The sequence below is a fragment of the Neochlamydia sp. AcF65 genome (genome assembly GCF_018342435.1).
Classification (GTDB): domain Bacteria; phylum Chlamydiota; class Chlamydiia; order Chlamydiales; family Parachlamydiaceae; genus Neochlamydia.
The window spans coordinates 99,607-116,638 of the sequence record NZ_JAEMUE010000031.1; the positions used below are offsets into that span (position 1 = coordinate 99,607).

11 protein-coding genes and 1 tRNA gene are annotated in these 17,032 nt (G+C 37.0%); 7 read left to right on the forward strand and 5 right to left on the reverse strand.

Annotation, left to right across the window (positions count from 1 at the left end):
- Nucleotides 1-36 precede the first annotated feature (36 nt).
- Together NEOC65_RS03145 and recD are read left to right on the forward strand one after the other, a co-directional pair.
- Nucleotides 37-3,543, forward strand: coding sequence for a UvrD-helicase domain-containing protein (locus NEOC65_RS03145; protein ID WP_213155692.1), 3,507 nt, complete (start codon nt 37-39; stop codon nt 3,541-3,543).
- 57 nt (nt 3,544-3,600) lie between these two features.
- Nucleotides 3,601-5,349 (forward strand): exodeoxyribonuclease V subunit alpha, encoded by a 1,749-nt coding sequence (gene recD, locus NEOC65_RS03150; RefSeq protein ID WP_213152334.1) that lies wholly within the window; start codon nt 3,601-3,603, stop codon nt 5,347-5,349.
- A 446-nt stretch (nt 5,350-5,795) separates the two neighbouring features.
- Here recD and NEOC65_RS03155 read toward each other — a convergent pair whose 3' ends face one another.
- The 3 genes from NEOC65_RS03155 to NEOC65_RS03165 form a co-directional block, all read right to left on the reverse strand.
- Nucleotides 5,796-6,185, reverse strand: coding sequence for a hypothetical protein (locus NEOC65_RS03155; RefSeq protein ID WP_166156174.1), 390 nt, complete (start codon nt 6,183-6,185; stop codon nt 5,796-5,798).
- Nucleotides 6,186-6,262: 77 nt separating this feature from the next.
- Nucleotides 6,263-7,432, reverse strand: coding sequence for a glycosyltransferase family protein (locus NEOC65_RS03160; RefSeq protein WP_213152336.1), 1,170 nt, complete (start codon nt 7,430-7,432; stop codon nt 6,263-6,265).
- Between the two features lie 895 nt (nt 7,433-8,327).
- Nucleotides 8,328-8,813: a hypothetical protein gene (locus NEOC65_RS03165; RefSeq protein WP_213155693.1), complete on the reverse strand. Its 486-nt coding sequence runs from the start codon at nt 8,811-8,813 to the stop codon at nt 8,328-8,330.
- A 311-nt stretch (nt 8,814-9,124) separates the two neighbouring features.
- Here NEOC65_RS03165 and NEOC65_RS03170 point away from each other — a divergent pair, with 311 nt between their 5' ends.
- From NEOC65_RS03170 to NEOC65_RS03190, 5 genes are all read left to right on the forward strand, one after another.
- Nucleotides 9,125-11,290: a GreA/GreB family elongation factor gene (locus NEOC65_RS03170; RefSeq protein WP_213152339.1), complete on the forward strand. Its 2,166-nt coding sequence runs from the start codon at nt 9,125-9,127 to the stop codon at nt 11,288-11,290.
- On the forward strand, nt 11,291-11,899 hold the full coding sequence (gene rdgB, locus NEOC65_RS03175; RefSeq protein ID WP_213152340.1) for an RdgB/HAM1 family non-canonical purine NTP pyrophosphatase: 609 nt from the start codon (nt 11,291-11,293) through the stop codon (nt 11,897-11,899).
- Between the two features lie 8 nt (nt 11,900-11,907).
- A complete protein-coding gene (locus NEOC65_RS03180) occupies nt 11,908-12,600 on the forward strand; it encodes an NYN domain-containing protein (protein WP_213152341.1) in 693 nt (230 codons plus the stop codon).
- Between the two features lie 206 nt (nt 12,601-12,806).
- A complete protein-coding gene (locus NEOC65_RS03185) occupies nt 12,807-13,790 on the forward strand; it encodes a hypothetical protein (RefSeq protein WP_213155694.1) in 984 nt (327 codons plus the stop codon).
- A 144-nt stretch (nt 13,791-13,934) separates the two neighbouring features.
- Nucleotides 13,935-14,007: transfer RNA gene (locus NEOC65_RS03190), tRNA-Ala, on the forward strand.
- Between the two features lie 900 nt (nt 14,008-14,907).
- Here the strand turns inward: NEOC65_RS03190 and NEOC65_RS03195 are convergent.
- Both NEOC65_RS03195 and NEOC65_RS03200 read right to left on the reverse strand, forming a co-directional pair.
- Entirely contained in the window at nt 14,908-15,639 is a 732-nt protein-coding gene (locus tag NEOC65_RS03195) for a DUF8085 domain-containing protein (protein WP_213155695.1), read from the reverse strand.
- A gap of 384 nt (nt 15,640-16,023) precedes the next feature.
- Entirely contained in the window at nt 16,024-16,983 is a 960-nt protein-coding gene (locus NEOC65_RS03200) for a hypothetical protein (RefSeq protein ID WP_213155696.1), read from the reverse strand.
- Nucleotides 16,984-17,032: the final 49 nt, after the last annotated feature.

Below are 17,032 nucleotides of genomic sequence, written 5' to 3' on the forward strand. Positions count from 1 at the left end.
GCCTCTATCTTAAAAAGGATCTTTGCATTTAAGAGTATGAAGAGTTTTGATGTCCTGCATAGAAGTTTAAATTTACGCCAGCATTATTTACTTGAAGCCTCAGCAGGTACTGGTAAAACCTTTTCCATCGAAAATATTGTAATACGCTTGTTAATTGAAGAAGATCCTGAAGTACAAGAGCCTTCTCTTCTTGAACAAATTTTAGTGGTTACATTTACACGAGCAGCTACTCGCGAGCTAAAGACTAGAATTAGAAATAAGATAGAAGATTCCTTATCCCTTCTTCAGAAATTCTCTAAGGAGGAAGCCTGTGATTATTTACAGGCTGTCATGGAACAAGGAGATGCCCAAGTTGAGAAAGCCAAAAGGCGCTTAGAGCATGCACTAGCCACTTTCGATCAAGCTCAAATTTATACGATCCACGGTTTTTGCCTGCGCATGTTGACCAACTTTTTATTTGAAAGTGATTTTAGCATGCATAAAGGATCCTTTAAACAAAAATCTTTAACAAAACAAGAAGTTTTTCAATTGATTCGCGACTTCTTCCGTACAGAGATACGGCCCCACATTTTTAGCCCTGTGCAATTGCAGATCGTGCTACAAGCCCATGGTAATCGTCTAGAAAAAGTCCAGGAAGCCTTATTAAAATATTTAACAAAGGATTGTGAGATAGCAGCTACTTCTGATTTTTCCTCAGACGTAGAAAAGTTTTGCAACATCCTGCGAACTTTAAAAAAAGAAAGAGGATGGCTACCCGAGAAGATGCAAGAAGATGTTGAACGCCAAATAAGCTTTTATAAAAGCATTAGAAACAAAAGCACAAGCTCTATCTATACTTTTATTGAGTTATTTAGGAAAGATAGTTGGAATGCTGATGATTTTGATCTCCTACTTAAAGAAGGATTATTTATTTGTGAATTTTTTGCCCCCAATAATCTTAATAAAAAGAAATCCCCTAGTCTTCCTAAAAATTCTTCGCTACATTACCCTGAGCTAGTTCCAATTCTTACTCAATCGCTCTATCCTCTTGTACAGCAAGCAAAAAGCTATGAATTTATATTTGCCCGCCTAGTTTTCTACTGCCGCCTGCTAATGCACAAATATCTTTCCGAAGAAGAAAAACATCAGGAAAATGATTTACTTAAGCATATGCTTAAAGCCATCAATTCCCCTTCCTTTGCAGGTAAAGTACGCTCTCTTTATCAAGCTGCCATTATCGATGAGTTTCAAGATACCGATCCGGTGCAATGGAAAATTTTTAATAGATTATTTTTAGAGAATTCTACCTGCAAAATTTATTTAGTCGGTGATCCTAAGCAATCTATTTATGCTTTTAGGCAAGCAGATATCTATACCTACCTTTCTGCTGGAAAATCTTTAGGCCTTGCAAATCGAGCTTCTTTAGATACTAACTATCGTTCTCAACCCTCGTTAGTACAAGCTTTGAATACTTTATTTAAAGCATGCCCTGGATTATTTTCTTTACCTTCCCTAGCTGAAGAAGCCTACTTGGATTATTCTGAAGTCAAATCTTCTCCTCATATCAAAGAAAGAAGATTTTCAGACGAGCAGGGTAGCATTCATTTCTTTCAAGCCTCTAGCGTTTCCAAGTCAACTCAAAGATTCCCTTCAGAAGAATGCGAGGAAAAGTTTTTCTTTCCTTTTATGACGCAAGAAATCACACGTCTGCACAACTTAGACGGCTTCAAATTCAATCAATTTGCTATTTTAATTAAAGATAGATTTCAAGGTCAGCGCTTAGCCTATTATTTTGATCGCCATCATATTCCCTATCATTTACAAAAGCAAACCTCGTTGACAGAATCCATTGCTTGGGAGAGTCTTAGAGAATTATTAGTAAGTATATTAAATCCAAGAAATGAAAACTATGTTAAAATTGCCTTAGGAGGCCCTATATTAGGATGGAATTACACTGAAATTAAAAAATTAGAAAATCCAAATTTTTTAGAGCGTATCTTAGCTGAATTTTATGCGTTTAAACGCCATTTATCTCAAGAAGGTTTTTCTACTTTTTTTCAGTGTTTTATGCAATCTACAGGAACTATGGATAGCTTAAGTGTAGCTGAAAGGCTTATGAAAAGAGAAGGCGGAGATATATTTTATGATGAGCTTACTCAAATTGCCTGCTTACTGATGGAGTATCAAAATGAGCACCCCGCAAGCCCTGAGCGGCTGATTGCTTTCTTGGATGAATATAAAAACATGGGGGTAGAGGATGAAGAACGCCTTAAAAAAGTTACTGATCCTAGCCGCGAAGCTATTTCTATTTTAACCACACATAGCAGCAAAGGTCTAGAATATGATATCGTCTTCGCTTATGGACTGGTAGGTCGCACTCAATCAAGAGATCGCCTGATTCCTCAAAAGGAGGGAACCTATCATTATCTAGTCCCCTGCTTAGACAAGCAGTCTGCCTCCTATACTAAATATTGCGAAGAGATGGATGCAGAGAAGATGCGTCAGCTTTATGTAGCTATGACGCGTGCCAAGTACCGCTTGTATGTACCTGTAGCTGTAGGTGATAAGCCCTTAGAAATAGAATGTGGAGGAGCCTCTCCTATGGATATCTTCTTAGCACGCTTAGGACAAAAGAATTGCAGTTATCAAGAGCTTTACAGACGGATCAAAGAGGGTGATGGCTATCAGCTACAAAATTTTATCAAGGCTTATCCAGAGGCCTCCATTACCTATTCACTATTAGAGGAAGCATTTGATGAAGTAACCCCTCTAAAAAGTCAAAACATTCCCCCTCTTGTGCCCCCTCCTCTTGTGGAGATTCCAGGCGAAAAAAACTTTATTCAATCTTTTACATCTCTTACGCGTTACAAGAAGGCTTTAGCAAGCAGAGATCCTTACTCTTTAGACCTCGCTAATGCAGTGCCTCATAATTTTCAAGCTCCTTGCAAAAATGCACACACTCTTCCCTCTGGAAATGTCACCGGAAAGCTACTACATAAGATTTTAGAAATTATTCCTTTTTCGGTTGTAAATGAAATTTCTTCTGCTAACGATTTAAGAAGCTGGATTCATCCATTAATTCAAGAGACTGATTATCATCCGTGGGAAAAAGTACTTTGCGAGATTACCTATGAAGCCCTACACATAAAAATTAACGAAGATTTTTGTCTTAAAGATATACATCCTTCCTTACTTTATCGTGAGACAGAATTTCTTTATCCTAGTGAAAAAGAAATGTTGGTGGAAGAGCTTCAATGGCATACAGGTTTTTTTAAAGGAGTCATTGACCTAATATTTTTTCATAATCATCATTACTACATTCTTGATTGGAAAAGTAACTGGCTAGGTCCTAACATTGAATCCTATGACCTTGAAAAGATGAAAGCCGCTATGGAACAGCATGATTACTATTTTCAAGCCCATATTTATTGCGAAGCTGTAAAGCGTTACCTAAAACTAGTAGACAAACGACCTTTTGAAGAAATTTTTGGAGGATGCTTTTACATCTTTTTACGCGGGCTTAATGCCGGTACAGGAAAACCTACAGGCGTCTTAAAAATCTGATCTTAAGAGCAGCTAGATAAGAAATAAAAACTTTTCCCCTTATTTAAATAAAAAATCATGCCATCTTTACAAAACATCCATTTAATAGATAAGCTTAAGAATAATCAAGCACTCACCTTGGTAGATTGGGCTTTAGCAGATTATTTAATTAAAAGCTATAATGCCTCCGTAGATGCCCTGCCGCTCCTTCTTCATCTCTCTCAATCCGCTCGGGCAGGTCATTTATGTATAAAAGTTTCTGATGCCGAAGTTTTACCTAAACCCCAAGATGTATGGGAAGTGCAGGAGCAGAATAATTTCTCCGCAGAGGAATGGCAAGAATTAGAACGATTAATTAGCCGCAGTACCTACCATCTTCCTCCTTCTTTACTTCACCTGATTACAGAAACAGAAGACACAGTTCCTCCAACTCCTTTATGTCGCTTAAATGATCTTTTTTATTTTCAAAAGTATTGGCTATACGAACATCGTTGCTTACGAGAATTTCATCACCTTTTAGACCAAAAAGCTTCGCTTGAGCTTGATAAAGCACTTCTCCAAGCTAGCCTTACCCACCTTTTATCTACTAACAGCTTACTTCCAGAGCAAGCCCAAGCTATTGCTCAACTAGAAAACCAATCATTAACTATTATATGCGGCGGACCTGGAACCGGTAAAACTTATACGGCAGGTTTACTTATTAAGGTATTTTGGAATAGCCTGAATAATACTCAAAAAGATAATTGCCGTATTGCTTTAGCTGCCCCTACTGGAAAAGCTGCCGCGCAGCTACAGAAAAGCTTAAATAAAGCAGTTAGTGATCTGGTCGGTTTCTCACCCATCAATGCTACCACTATTCACTCTTTACTCGGCCTTAAATCAAAAAGCCTATCTTCTTCCCCCCCTCTCATTAATGCTGATTTATTAGTGATTGATGAATCTTCAATGATTGATATTCGTTTGATGTCTTTACTTTTTCAAGCACTTAAGCCTGGTGCTCGCCTTATCATGCTTGGAGACCCTTATCAATTGCCACCTATTGAAGCAGGCTCTTTTTTTGCAGACATGACCTGCCTTTGTAAACCCCATCAATTCATTGAACTAAAAAAATGTCTACGCTCAGAGTTAAAAGAAATCATTGACTTAGCCGAGGAGATCAAAAAAGGAGAAAGCCAGGCAGCCTTACACCGCTTACAATCTTCAAGAAAAGCTCTGCACTTTACGAGATTGGGCAAAGATCTGCCAGCTTTTTCTATTCAGCAGCAGCTATGGTTAAAGGTAGAGCCTTACCTATCATGGGAGGAATCAAATATTTCCGAACTCTCCATGAACCATTTCCGCATTCTTTCCCCTCTTCGAAAAGGGCCTTTAGGAGTAGATCAATTGAATGCTTTTTTCTACAAAGAAATTTTAAAGAAGACTAAAGCTCATCAACGCATGATTATTCCTATTATCATTACTACTAACGATTCTACAAGAGATCTATATAATGGGGATGTAGGCTTTCTTGTCAGACAAAAGCCTCACCAACTAGAAGGTCATGTGCAAGCAGGGGACTATGCTCTCTTTGCAGATAAAAAAATACCTGCTCTTTTGCTACCTAATTATGAATATGCTTACTGCTTATCGGTACATAAAAGCCAGGGTAGTGAATTCAATCATTTGATTCTATTGCTGCCGGAAGGTAGTGAGCATTTCGGTCGGGAGCTCATCTATACAGCCATTACCCGCGCACGCCAGCAAATTGAAATCTGGAGCCAGACAGACTCTTTTGAAAAAGCCTTAAATAAATCCACCTCTAGACTTTCAAGATGCTCTAAAAAATAAGGAAAATTTGTTAAAAACTTAAATATTTCAAAAACTTAAAATTTAATTAAAATAGCAGGTATATTTTTTTCTTCTATAGTTTTGGCGGCACTGAAAGGCCAGCCAAGCTTTCCTCAGAAATAAAATTATTTTGGTCAATAGACCAAGCTTTATTTTAAGTTAGCCCCTCTACACTTTTATTTGCAGCTAAAGCTGTCTAACCTTTAATAAGCAATTGCTAAAAGAGTCATCTTTCCCACCTTTTGCTATTGCATCCAATGCCTCTTTTAATAAAAGGAAAAGGCATTCGATGCAATGAGTAAGCTTCCTATTCGACCTATAAAGCAACTTAAAAAGTTAAAGCACTTATTATCGCTAAATAAAAAATTAAAGTTTTAAGCGTTCACTTTTTCCATTTAACTTAAGCTAAAAAAGAGCTTTGCAACCCTAACGATTTCTCTAATTTTCTAGCAAAAAAAGGTGAATTTAAATTTGTTTTTTTTAGATTGATAAGGGGCAATAATTATTTGATGGGCTTGAACATCTATTTCCATCAAGAGGCTACGCTGATTGCTAAATAAATGAGATAGCAAATGCTCAAGTTCTTTACACAGTTCTGACTGCTTATAGTATTTTTCAGGGATAGCAAGCGTGGCTTTACCGCTCTCTTTAAGATTTAAATGCAAAGGCAGTTCAATCGTTTTACCACTTAATAGGGTTATACAAATGATAGAGTCAGAGCTAAAATTTCTTAAGACCACTTCATCTAACGGTATATTTAAACTCGAGGTAAGCGCCCCTTCATAATCTCCTGGCAAGGCAGCGGATTCAGAAAAAGATTGTAATTTAGAAGCCATGAACTCCTCCTTCGTGTTAAAGTTAAAAGAAAACTCCCTATTGCTTTTTCTTGATGATAGCAAATTTTCAAATCCTATCAGGTTTTTAACATACCTGCTTCGATCCTAGGGAAAAGGTTCTTTTCAAACTCCCGAATGCGGGCGTCCCAGGTATGGTAAGTCATTACAATTTCTCTGCCGTTTTCTGCTACCTGTTGGCGGTGATCTTCGTCAGCTAAATAGTCCACGATCATTTGATTAAGATTGAGCAGACCATGGTATTGATAAAAGGCGATATCTACATCATGGGAAAAGAAATTTTTTAAATAATCATTTTCATTAGTAATGACAAGGGCCCCTGCCGCCAAAGCAGTAAAAATACGCTCATGGGCTCCAAATTTATTTTTGATACTGCTATTGAGTACGATTTTACTTTGTTTCATAATTTCGATACTTTTTTCATAGGTAACAGCATCATGAGTAATGATATTGCTTTGGTTTTTAAAGTAACTTTTCCAATTTACTTTGTCAACACTATGGCCAAATACATGTACAGGCACTGTGTGAATAGCTTTAAGGATATCAATTCGCTCTTTTCCTTTAATATAGAGTTCTACATCTTTTAATAGGCTAATGATATCTACCTCCGCAGTACGTAACTCAGGATGATTATAGTAGGCCCACTGAACCTTTCCCAGGGTAGCTTCAATAAAAGCTAACTGGGGATTTAAAAAAGTTTGCTCTACCGCTTCATACATCGCCTCGCAGACCTGTAAAGGGTATTTAAGGCGCCATTGCTCTCGTCGTGCTTCGTAATCGATGAAAGTGGCAAGCATTGATACCTCAAAGATTTTTTCAACCTCAGAATCGGTGGTTAGATCTGATTCTACAGCGTGAGGAACAAAGAACGCCTGATGAAAATTGGTATTTTTAAAAGCGGTCACACTAGAAAAATCATCGCATCCTATAATCACATAGGGAGAAGAAATTTCGCTTAAAAAATGATAAAAAGGATCGACAATTAAGCTCAGGTAAGGCTTTTTGAGAATATCGCTATAAGGTATTTGATCATGACGAGGTACTCCATTAAATCCTACGATTAAGTCCGGTGGATCTAAAAGCATGACTTTTAAAGCTTCTGTAGCATCTTCAAAAAACCTAGCTTCATAGCCAGCTCTTATCCAGGCTTCATACAGCTTTTTCGTAAAATGATGAAGCACCCTATATTGGCTGCCATAAGGTGTTATTAAATCGACTTTTTTGACCATAAATCCTGCTTTGCTAGGTTGATCCTCGAAATTTGTAAAGTAAGTGGTAACTTTAATAAATTCTTAGACTGCTGGTTCCCGGTAGGCTTAAATTTCTGCAACTTTACCGCTCAGCTTTCCTATCCTCTATTCTATTTATAAAAGAGAAACCCAAAAGTAATTCACTTGTTCATGCCACTCCGCTCGATTTTTCTTAAGTGCTAAAAAGCTATATTAAAAAGCTTTTCTAAAAAGCTCTTGTACGTAAATATTTTATAAGTCAGGATCCACTGCCATCGTCTAGAGTTGCTAAGAGCTTTTTAAAAATTTACTCTACCTCATCATTCAAAGGCTTTTTAAAGGTTACAGCTAAGCCCTTAGCGGCTTTCTCCATAAACTTATAAAGCTAACCTACCTAACGGGAGGTTGAGTTCATAATAGTTCGGACAAAAAACATCCCCACCTTGCCTTTCTTATCCGCTTTTAACTGAGCCATAATCTGTAGATAATTCAATCAGCTCCACAGCCAAGAGTACACTACTTACTGTTGATCCATGATTTGCATAAAAGGCTTGTACGTTAAGAACTCTCTGCTCAAGAGTTGTTGTTATATGAGCAGCTTTATTCATAGCTTTGCAGATAGCTTACAGCTATTTTCAAGGCTCTTAAAGTCGGCAGAAACTTTCTAGCTACTGCAGGAAGAGAGCCTGACGACAGCAAAAGAATACTTAAGGCCCTTAATAATTTTTAAATTAAATAAGAGTTATTTTATTTTTGTTAGCTTTCCTCATTCTTATTAGCAACGCTTTATCTTTAGCTATAAGATAGGGAGGCAAGCTAGCAATAAACTTGCTTAAATGATCACAGGGATCCTAAAAATTTTAAGGAAAAGATGGGAAATAAAAGGACTAAAGCCTTACATAGGAATCCAATTCTTGCGCGCTGCTAGGGTTTTTGCTTGTCTCTCTTTTGCTATTCCGCTCGCTTTTAGCATATGCCCTGCTTGAAGAGTTTTAGCTTTTTTAGCATAAATTTTTAAAACATCATGTACCTTTTTCTCGAGTTGATCTCTTTGCAGCTGGATTTTTTGCCACATTTCCGGGGAGAAATTACTAGGATTATCTAAATAATTCCTAACTTGATGGGTTGAAAGTCCTGCATTTCCATAAATTTCATGCATTCTAGATTGAATATCTTCTTGCATTCTATACATTTTATTTAACATTTCATTAATTTCAGGGTCTCCATGCAGCTGTAAAATTTCATCTGTTTTAAGAGAATCAACTTCTTCGGTAGAAACTATCTGCCTTTTTTCCTGCCCAGATTCATGGTTTTTTGATACCAATCTTGTAGTAGAATTTTTAACTGCTTCAAAAATGTTTTTAGCTTTTTTGTCATTCATAGAGACATTTTCCTAATAATGGAGATAGATAGAGGGTCTATTTTCTTAATATCAAAAAAATTTTTAGACGTAAACAAGACTGTAAATAATTAATGGTTCGCTTACAAAAAGACAAAGCAAGAGGTTGAGCATAAACAGCTTATATTATAAAAAAGTCTATCTATTCTTCTCTTTTAAGCTCGCAAAATCCCAATCCAAACTATTTGGGAAATCCCCCTTTACACTATACCTTTTAGGAGCTATACTATTTTAATACAATCTTTAAAAAATAAATTTTTTAACAATTATTAACTAATAAGGGGCTATCTACCATGGGTTATCTGGAGGAATTTCAGGCACTGATTAATCATCGAAACTTTGCCAAGTTCTTACAACTTTGGGAAGAATATTGCACCTGCGATATTGTAGAGGTAGAGGAGCTAGATTATTTGTTAAAATTAATAAAAACATCAGATTTTGCCGCTCCTTTTGGAAAAGTCGTTGAAACGGCTCTACCTCTCTGGGAAAAAATTGAGGAACCTACAGGAAAATATCAGATTATCAAGCTTCTTATCGATCTGCAGACAACTCATACGCCCCGCTTAGCAGAGATTGCTCTAGAACAAATCAACAAGCGCTATCAGAACGATCCATTGCTGAATGAAAGATTAAAATTAGTGGGGCTACGTACTAAAGAAAATTTTCAATCAGCTCTTGCTAATTATGATTTACTTGCTCATATGGCTAAGGGTAAGTTTGTATTCCATACAGGGGGATGGGGTACAGGAGAAATTGTAGACCTTTCTGCTCTTAGAGAGCAGGTAACGATAGAGTTTGAAAATGTAACGGGCCGTAAACACCTTACCTATGCTAATGCTTTCAAGACCTTAATCCCTTTAGAGGATAATAAATTTCTTGCCCGCCGTTTTTCTAATCCAGATCAACTTGAACAAGAAGCCAAAGAAAATCCAGTAGAGGTAATCAAACTCCTTCTTCGTGATCTAGGACCCAAAAATGCGGCAGAAATAAAAGAAGAACTTTGCGAGCTGGTGATTCCTGAAAATGAATGGGCTAAATGGTGGCAAGGAACCCGTAATAAAATAAAAAAAGACCCCCTAATAGAAAGTCCCTCTCAACTTAAAGAACCGTTCCGTCTAAGAAAAGCCGAGCTCACGGCTGATGAAAGAATGGACAAAGCTTTGCAAAATATTAGCAGCATTAATGAATTTATTCAGTCTTCTTATAATTTTGTCCGTGACCTGCCCAATGCGCGTAAGAATCAAGAAACCAAAAACACCTTAAAGGATAAGCTATTAGATCTTTTATCAGATCCCACGATAACTCCCGAACAAGAACTACAGATCTATGTGTTTTTAGAGAGCATGTTTGCTCATCAGGTAGAGGGAAAAACAGCAGAAAGCTTAATTAAAATTTTCAAAGATGTCCCTCAAATTATCAATAATATCGAAATTCAAGCCTTAAGAAAACGAGTGTTAAGCCTTGTTAAAGATTTTCGCCCTGATTGGCCAGAAATATTCTTACAGGTGTTGTTTTCCAATCAGCAAAGCCCAATAAGAGATTATATTCTCAAAGAGCTCAACCAAAGCGAAACCAAGGGGTTACTAAAAGAGAAACTTTCTCAGATGCTTACTCACCCCTTTGAGTCCCCTGAAACATTTGTATGGTATTTCCAAAAGATAGCTAATAAGGAAGATACGACTCTTCCCTTCCATGATAAGGAGGGCTTGACTCAGTTTTTTGAAGCCTTCCTTGTTCTTCTAAGCCATCTAGAGAGTAAAGTAGAATATCGCGATTTAGTAAAGAAAATTTACAATATGATTATTAATAAGCGATATGCTTTAGTCCGCTTTATTCTGGAAGGTACTTCCTTAGAGTTCATCAAAGAATTCCTTCTTCTAGTATCAAAATGTCAAACTTTTACCGACCATGATAATAAAATTTTACGTTCGTTAGCTGAGGTGGTGCATCCTACCCTAGCAGAAGCTAAACATAAGAAAAAACATTGGGATGATAATGTCATTTGGACTACAGAAGAGGGATACATGCGTATCCAAGAAAGGATCAGACAAATTGGCACTGTAGAGATGGTAGAAAATGCCCGCGAAGTAGAAGCAGCTAGAGCATTAGGAGATTTACGAGAAAACTCTGAGTATAAATTTGCCGTCGAAAGAAGAGGACGTCTGCAAGGGGAGCTTAAAGTTCTATCAGATCAGCTTAAGCTTGCTCGCATCATTACTAAAGAAGATATTCTTCAAAACGAAGTGGGCATAGGAAGCGTAGTGGAGGTCGTAGATAGCGCCGGAAATCAAACGGTGTATAAGATTTTAGGACCCTGGGACGCTAATCCTGAAGAGCATATTCTTTCTTTTCAGTCCAAATATGCCCAAGCTATGCTAGGCTGCAAGGCAGGAGAGGCTTTTAAATTTAGAGACGAGAATTATTCTATCGCAAAAATTAGTAGTTTTTTAGGAGATTAAATGGAGCTTATTCTCGCCACTCAGAATGTCCATAAAATTCGTGAATTGCGAGACATGTTAAAATCTTATAAGGAAGTGGCACATTTAGATATTTTATCTCTTCTTAATTTTCCAGATTATGCAGCCCTCCCGGAAGAAGGATCTTCTTTTAAAGAAAATGTTGAAAGAAAAGCCTTGCATGCTGCTAAAAAACTAGGCAAATGGGTGTTAGCAGATGACTCGGGACTGGTGATACCTGCCTTAAAGGGAGCGCCAGGAATCTATTCGGCCCGTTATTCAGGCTTAGAGGCCACCGATGGTGAAAATCGCCAAAAGCTTTTAGCCGAAATGCAGGGCTTAGAAGATATTGAACGAACAGGTTACTTTGAATGCTGGCTTTCCTTAGCTTCTGCCGAAGGGATAAAAAAAAGCGTGCATGCCACCTGTGAAGGACTCATTATTAATCAAGAGCGTGGGCGTCATGGCTTTGGTTATGATGCTCTCTTCATTAAACATGATTATGACAAAACTTTTGCTGAGCTTGATGAACAGACCAAAAATAGGATTTCTCATCGCCGTAAAGCAATTGAAAAATTAATCCCTTCTCTTGAAATGCTCAAAGATTGCTGATAAGGAGTATGCACTATTTCATTGATGGCTATAATTTAATGTTTCGCGTGTTAAAAGCCGAGAAGGAGCTGCAAACCCAACGAGAAATTATTATCCAAGACTTAAATAAAAAAATTCATCTGCTAGGCCTCCATGTCACCATCATTTTTGATGCTCATCATCAAGCAGGAGAAAGTTCACGTACACATCTGCAACAACTAGAAATTATTTTTACAAGCGCGGGAGAAACCGCAGATGAACGTATCTTGCAGGAATTAAAACATAGTAAAAATCCTCGGCAAGAAACCATTATTACTTCTGATAAGAAGTTAGCTTGGCTAGCCCGAAGGCGACATGCTAGGACAGAAACTGTTGAAGATTTCTTAGTATGGCTGAATGCTCGCTATCAAAAAAGACTTAAACACTCTAAACAGCAGGCTCCTCTAGAGATTAAGCAAAAACCCCTCCTACGCTTTCCCCCCAAAAAAGCTCTTTTATCTAAGCCTCTTGCTTCAGTAGAAGGGTGCTTCGAATTTTATCTCCAGCAGTTTGAAATCTCTTTTCAATCGATGATTAATACTCACTCCATCAAAAAAAAAGAAGTGACCCATCAAGCAAAAAGAGATGCTAAGGATTCTAATAGAGAATTAGATAAGGAATTAACAATGATGGAAAGATGGCAAAAAGCATTTGAACGAGATCCAAGCTTAGATGAAATTTAAACCTCTGAAAATCAATAAAGTTCAAGATCTTTTTTAAGCTTTTGGGCGGGCTTATCATCATATTAATATTGCTTTCTGTAGAATAAATTGGTAAAAGGATTTTTAGATTAACTTTACTTTTTTTATCTTCTCTACCTTTTCTTTTCTTCTTACCTCATTAAATTAAGATAAATTTTGTACTTTATAGGAATTAACAAGGAGAAACCGTGATGTCCTCAGCAGTCAGTACCCCTCAAAATGCTTATCAAAGCCAAATATTCGCTAAAAATTTTTATAAGGAAAAGCTTTTGTACCCTTCTACTAATAAGCATACTATCACCTACACTCATAAAGAAATCAAAAGCCTTAGTTTGTTGCTAACTAATGACTCTCAAGATGACAATAAAAAAATGGGTAAAATCATTAAATCTGTAGCCTCTTTAGCAGAGTGCATCATTCATATTCTCATTCAACAAGCTGAAGAGAGCAAGCAAACAGCTCTTTACTATCAATTCCAGCTAGCTATTAACAAGGAGATCTCTACCCTGGTAACCATTTATTCCCTGCTAGAGGCACGCAAAGTTAATCCCCGGGCTCTTGCTTTGATGCATGTAATTAATACACTTATGCAATCTCTTTTTTTTAATGAACAGATTAAAAATTCCTGGAATACTCTGCTGGGAAATAAGAAAAATTCTTGTAGATCCTCTCTTAATTCTTCTTCTACCAAGCAAGAGCCTGCAGCTTCCACGCCCTTAACGAAAGTAAAAGCTTCATCTTCTGCTGGGACATTTGAAGGGCCTTTTATTAATAATGAATATGCCATTTATGCTCATCCAAAAGTATGTATAGATACGGCCGATCTAGAGTTCAGCGATGATAATGAAAAAGATGAAAAGAAGATGCGTAATATTCAAACGGCAGTAGCTGCGATAGCTATCTCCATCTTATGCTTCGATGATTATCAAAAAGCACATGCCCAGGAAGGGAAAATGATTGCTAAGATCGCCACTTTACTAAATAAGGAGTTAGCATGGTTAGCCGTCATTTACGGATTGTTAGATAGGCAAGAGAATCATTCCTTACTAATCGAGCAAAAAGTCCAGGCAATGAAAGATGTAGTAGAAACCACCATTGCTTCTCTTTCTACGATTGAGTATGTTAACAAATGGTGGAAAGCCTACCTAGAGAAAAGTAATAGTACCATCTAAAAATACTTTACTAGCCTCTCCGTACAGAAGCTATTAAGCGACATCCATCATAAGAGTATGCCGCTTAATGAAAAAATATTTAAAAGAAGAGGGATTCTTCTTGCTCAAAAACAAGCTTCATCATACAATTTTTGTTTTGCTTGAGGGGCGTTAGCTCAGTTGGTAGAGCGCTACAATGGCATTGTAGAGGCCAGCGGTTCGACCCCGCTACGCTCCAATTATTCCCTCATCTTTCTTTAGCTGTATTCTTCGCAACTTCAATAAACTAGCCTTTAAAAATTTTGAGCAGGCGGGCAGTGAAAAAATGCAATCGTTTCTATCATTTTAGAGGTTTATCTATCTTTTAAGAATAGTACTACTGAAGAAAAGCTAAAATTGCTTTTCCTTAGCAAAAATAATACACTTTTAAGCTTCTCCTTATGTAACCCTGTATTTTATAAAATCCTTCTTTTTAAATAAAAAACAGGTTTCAAAGGTTTGGGTATGCGTATGCAGACTAAGTTTATTAAAGCATATAAGATTTCTCCTTTTTATGACTTTAAAAATAAAGTAGATCTTCACTAGAATTGTTCCTTCCGGTTAGGAAGCCTTCACTTTTAGTTTTCCCTCTATTTATCCTTTTTGTATAAATTTATTAATCTCTATCTTCACGCCCTGCTAAAGGGTTAGCCTCTTTTATTATGCGCTAAAAAAAGGCTCTTTTTTCCTCATTGACAAACTTTAAAGCCCTTGCTAGGCAAATTCCTTAAATACAAAGATTTTATGAAGTAACAGAATTGCATAGCAATCGGCTTAAAAGCCTAGAGATATTACTTATTGTACCTGTCATATAACGATAAGCAAAACAGTGATCTTTTTTCTCCAAACTATCTTCTATCCCCCAATTCCCATCCCTTGCAAAGGAGCTTACCAAATCTTCAAAGAAGAAGATGTGCCGGGCGGTCTTTTACTTGCCATAATGCTAAGAACTCGATCTGCTGTTTAAATCTTTAAGGTTTTCTGCTCAAAGCTCCCATCTTTATTGCCAAAACTATAGCTAAGCCATGAGAAAGATTTTTCTGACCCCCTATCTTTCCTTTATTAAATATCGTCCATAGATCTTTAAGCTCTTTTCATTTCACATATCGTAGCGTTGCGGATTTCCCTGGCGCGGGATGCTATTAATAAGTACATCTACAAGATTACTCCATTGACGTGCTTGCACATAAGGTAAAATTTCGTTTACATTCACTCCGACATTGTCGGCAAAATCAGAAGTAAATTGGATCAAATTATCTTTATCAAGCTCTTCATTTAAACTGCTTTTCATTCCATCATAGTAATTGCTCCACACATATCCCCCTTTTTTACGAATAGCATGTAGGCCTGCTTTAAGCTCTTCATCATTAAATATGCATTGTAAAAATCGAAAAGGATGAAGATGGTTGATCTTATCTCCTGCTCTTTCTAAGGAGGATTTTTCTCTTGCCAGTTGGGCTAAATTGTATTTGGCTAATGAACGAATGACATAACGAATGTTATTTTTTTCCTCTGCACTTACAGGGCTAGAATAGTTACGTAGCACTTTATGTTTACCTTTATTCACACATATTTCTGGTATCCCGATAGTGTAATTAAAAGATAGCTCTGGACTAGCCTCTAAGCTATTAAAATATAATCCTGCCATCTCCTGGGCTATATCTAGCTCAGCTAGTTGAGCTTGGATTCCTTCTATGACTTCAAGGAAAGGAATATTTTCATCTACCTGGATAATAAAGTTACTACCGTCACGAGCTGCCACTCTCATATCTAGCGCAGGTAGATAGGAAAAATAAGACAAAGAGAAAACAAAAAAAGTTAGAAAGCTCATTGAAAAGCCTTTCTTTAAGAGTTTTCTCTTATTTAATCTTTTCTGGGCTAGAAGAAAGGCTTTGCCTCTTTTTGTTAAATAGCGGAAAAATCTAATGCATGTAATCATAATTTCCATCTTTACCTTTTTTTAAGTGGGTATTATTAAATTTAAACCTTATCCACTGGCTCTTAAATAAGATAGAGGACAAGGTTATAAGGAACTTTTTGATCATCCTAATTTCTATTCTATTCATACTATCTAGAACCGTCTCTTTTATTCCCATCAGCTCTATGCACTGATACTAGCAGGTAGAAAACCTCCTAACATATTGCAGAAAATGATTAAGAAACGGGGGCACGATCGGCAAAAAAACTTTTAATCGTTCTGGAATAGGATGAACATTTAGAACATATATAAGCAGCGAAAATCAAAGCCATAATTGTTCATCTTAGTTTCTGCAAAATCAAAGGGAAAATCGGGGTGTCCTCCATAATGTCTATACTCATAAAAGGGTACCATAGATAAAGCTAGCTTATCTGCCCAGCCATTTAATCTATAAATAAAAGGTAATTCAAAACGATACTGAATTTTGTGTCCTAAGCTAATCGTGCTGTCTTTTTGATGGGGATCAGGGTCATCGCTGATCTTACATTTGCTAGTAAAAAGGAAACGTGTTTTAAAGTTGATGCCTATCACCCACGAAGGATGAGGATAAAAGTGAGAAAGAAACCCTACGGTAAAATAATCGTAAGAAATGCGCATTTTATGAATTACGGGGGAGGGTTTAAGAAATTTGTTGGTTTCACACAAGTATCCATATCCTAGGTAAGGTACAAATGTGGGCATCCAGCTTCTTTTCATTTGAAAAGTGTAGCCTATACGCCCTTCAACATTTCCCTCTCTATAAGATGATCTAAGCTTATGGCCTTTTGCACTGCGCCCTTGTAGCTTTCCCCCTGCATACAAGGCATTTAAGCCCCCATAGAGGCGACAGCGCTTAATCCTATCATAGCCTGCCTGAACTCCATAGATAAAGTTATGTTGCTTAGAGCTTCCTGTATTAAATGAGCGTTCTCTACGAATATGATAAAAGGTTGGGCTTATGTAAAATTGATGAGGCGATAAAGGAGATGTTTGCTCATAGGCAGCCTCTCTTTCCCTCTTATAAGAATTTATTGTGTCATTTATAGAGCTAGAGACACTGTCTGCTTTCTCCAAGCTCTTTGTAGGGCTGTTTAGACAGTGGGATGTAAGGTCAGTGCTTGCACAACGGTTACCGCTACAATTATCTGCTTGCGCAGCTGCTTGGAATAATAAAAAGGCTATTACTCCTGTTAGCGTTCTTTTAATAATCATAGTCATAATGAATTACCAAATTTTGATGAAAATGCATGTTATGTCAAAGCCCTGC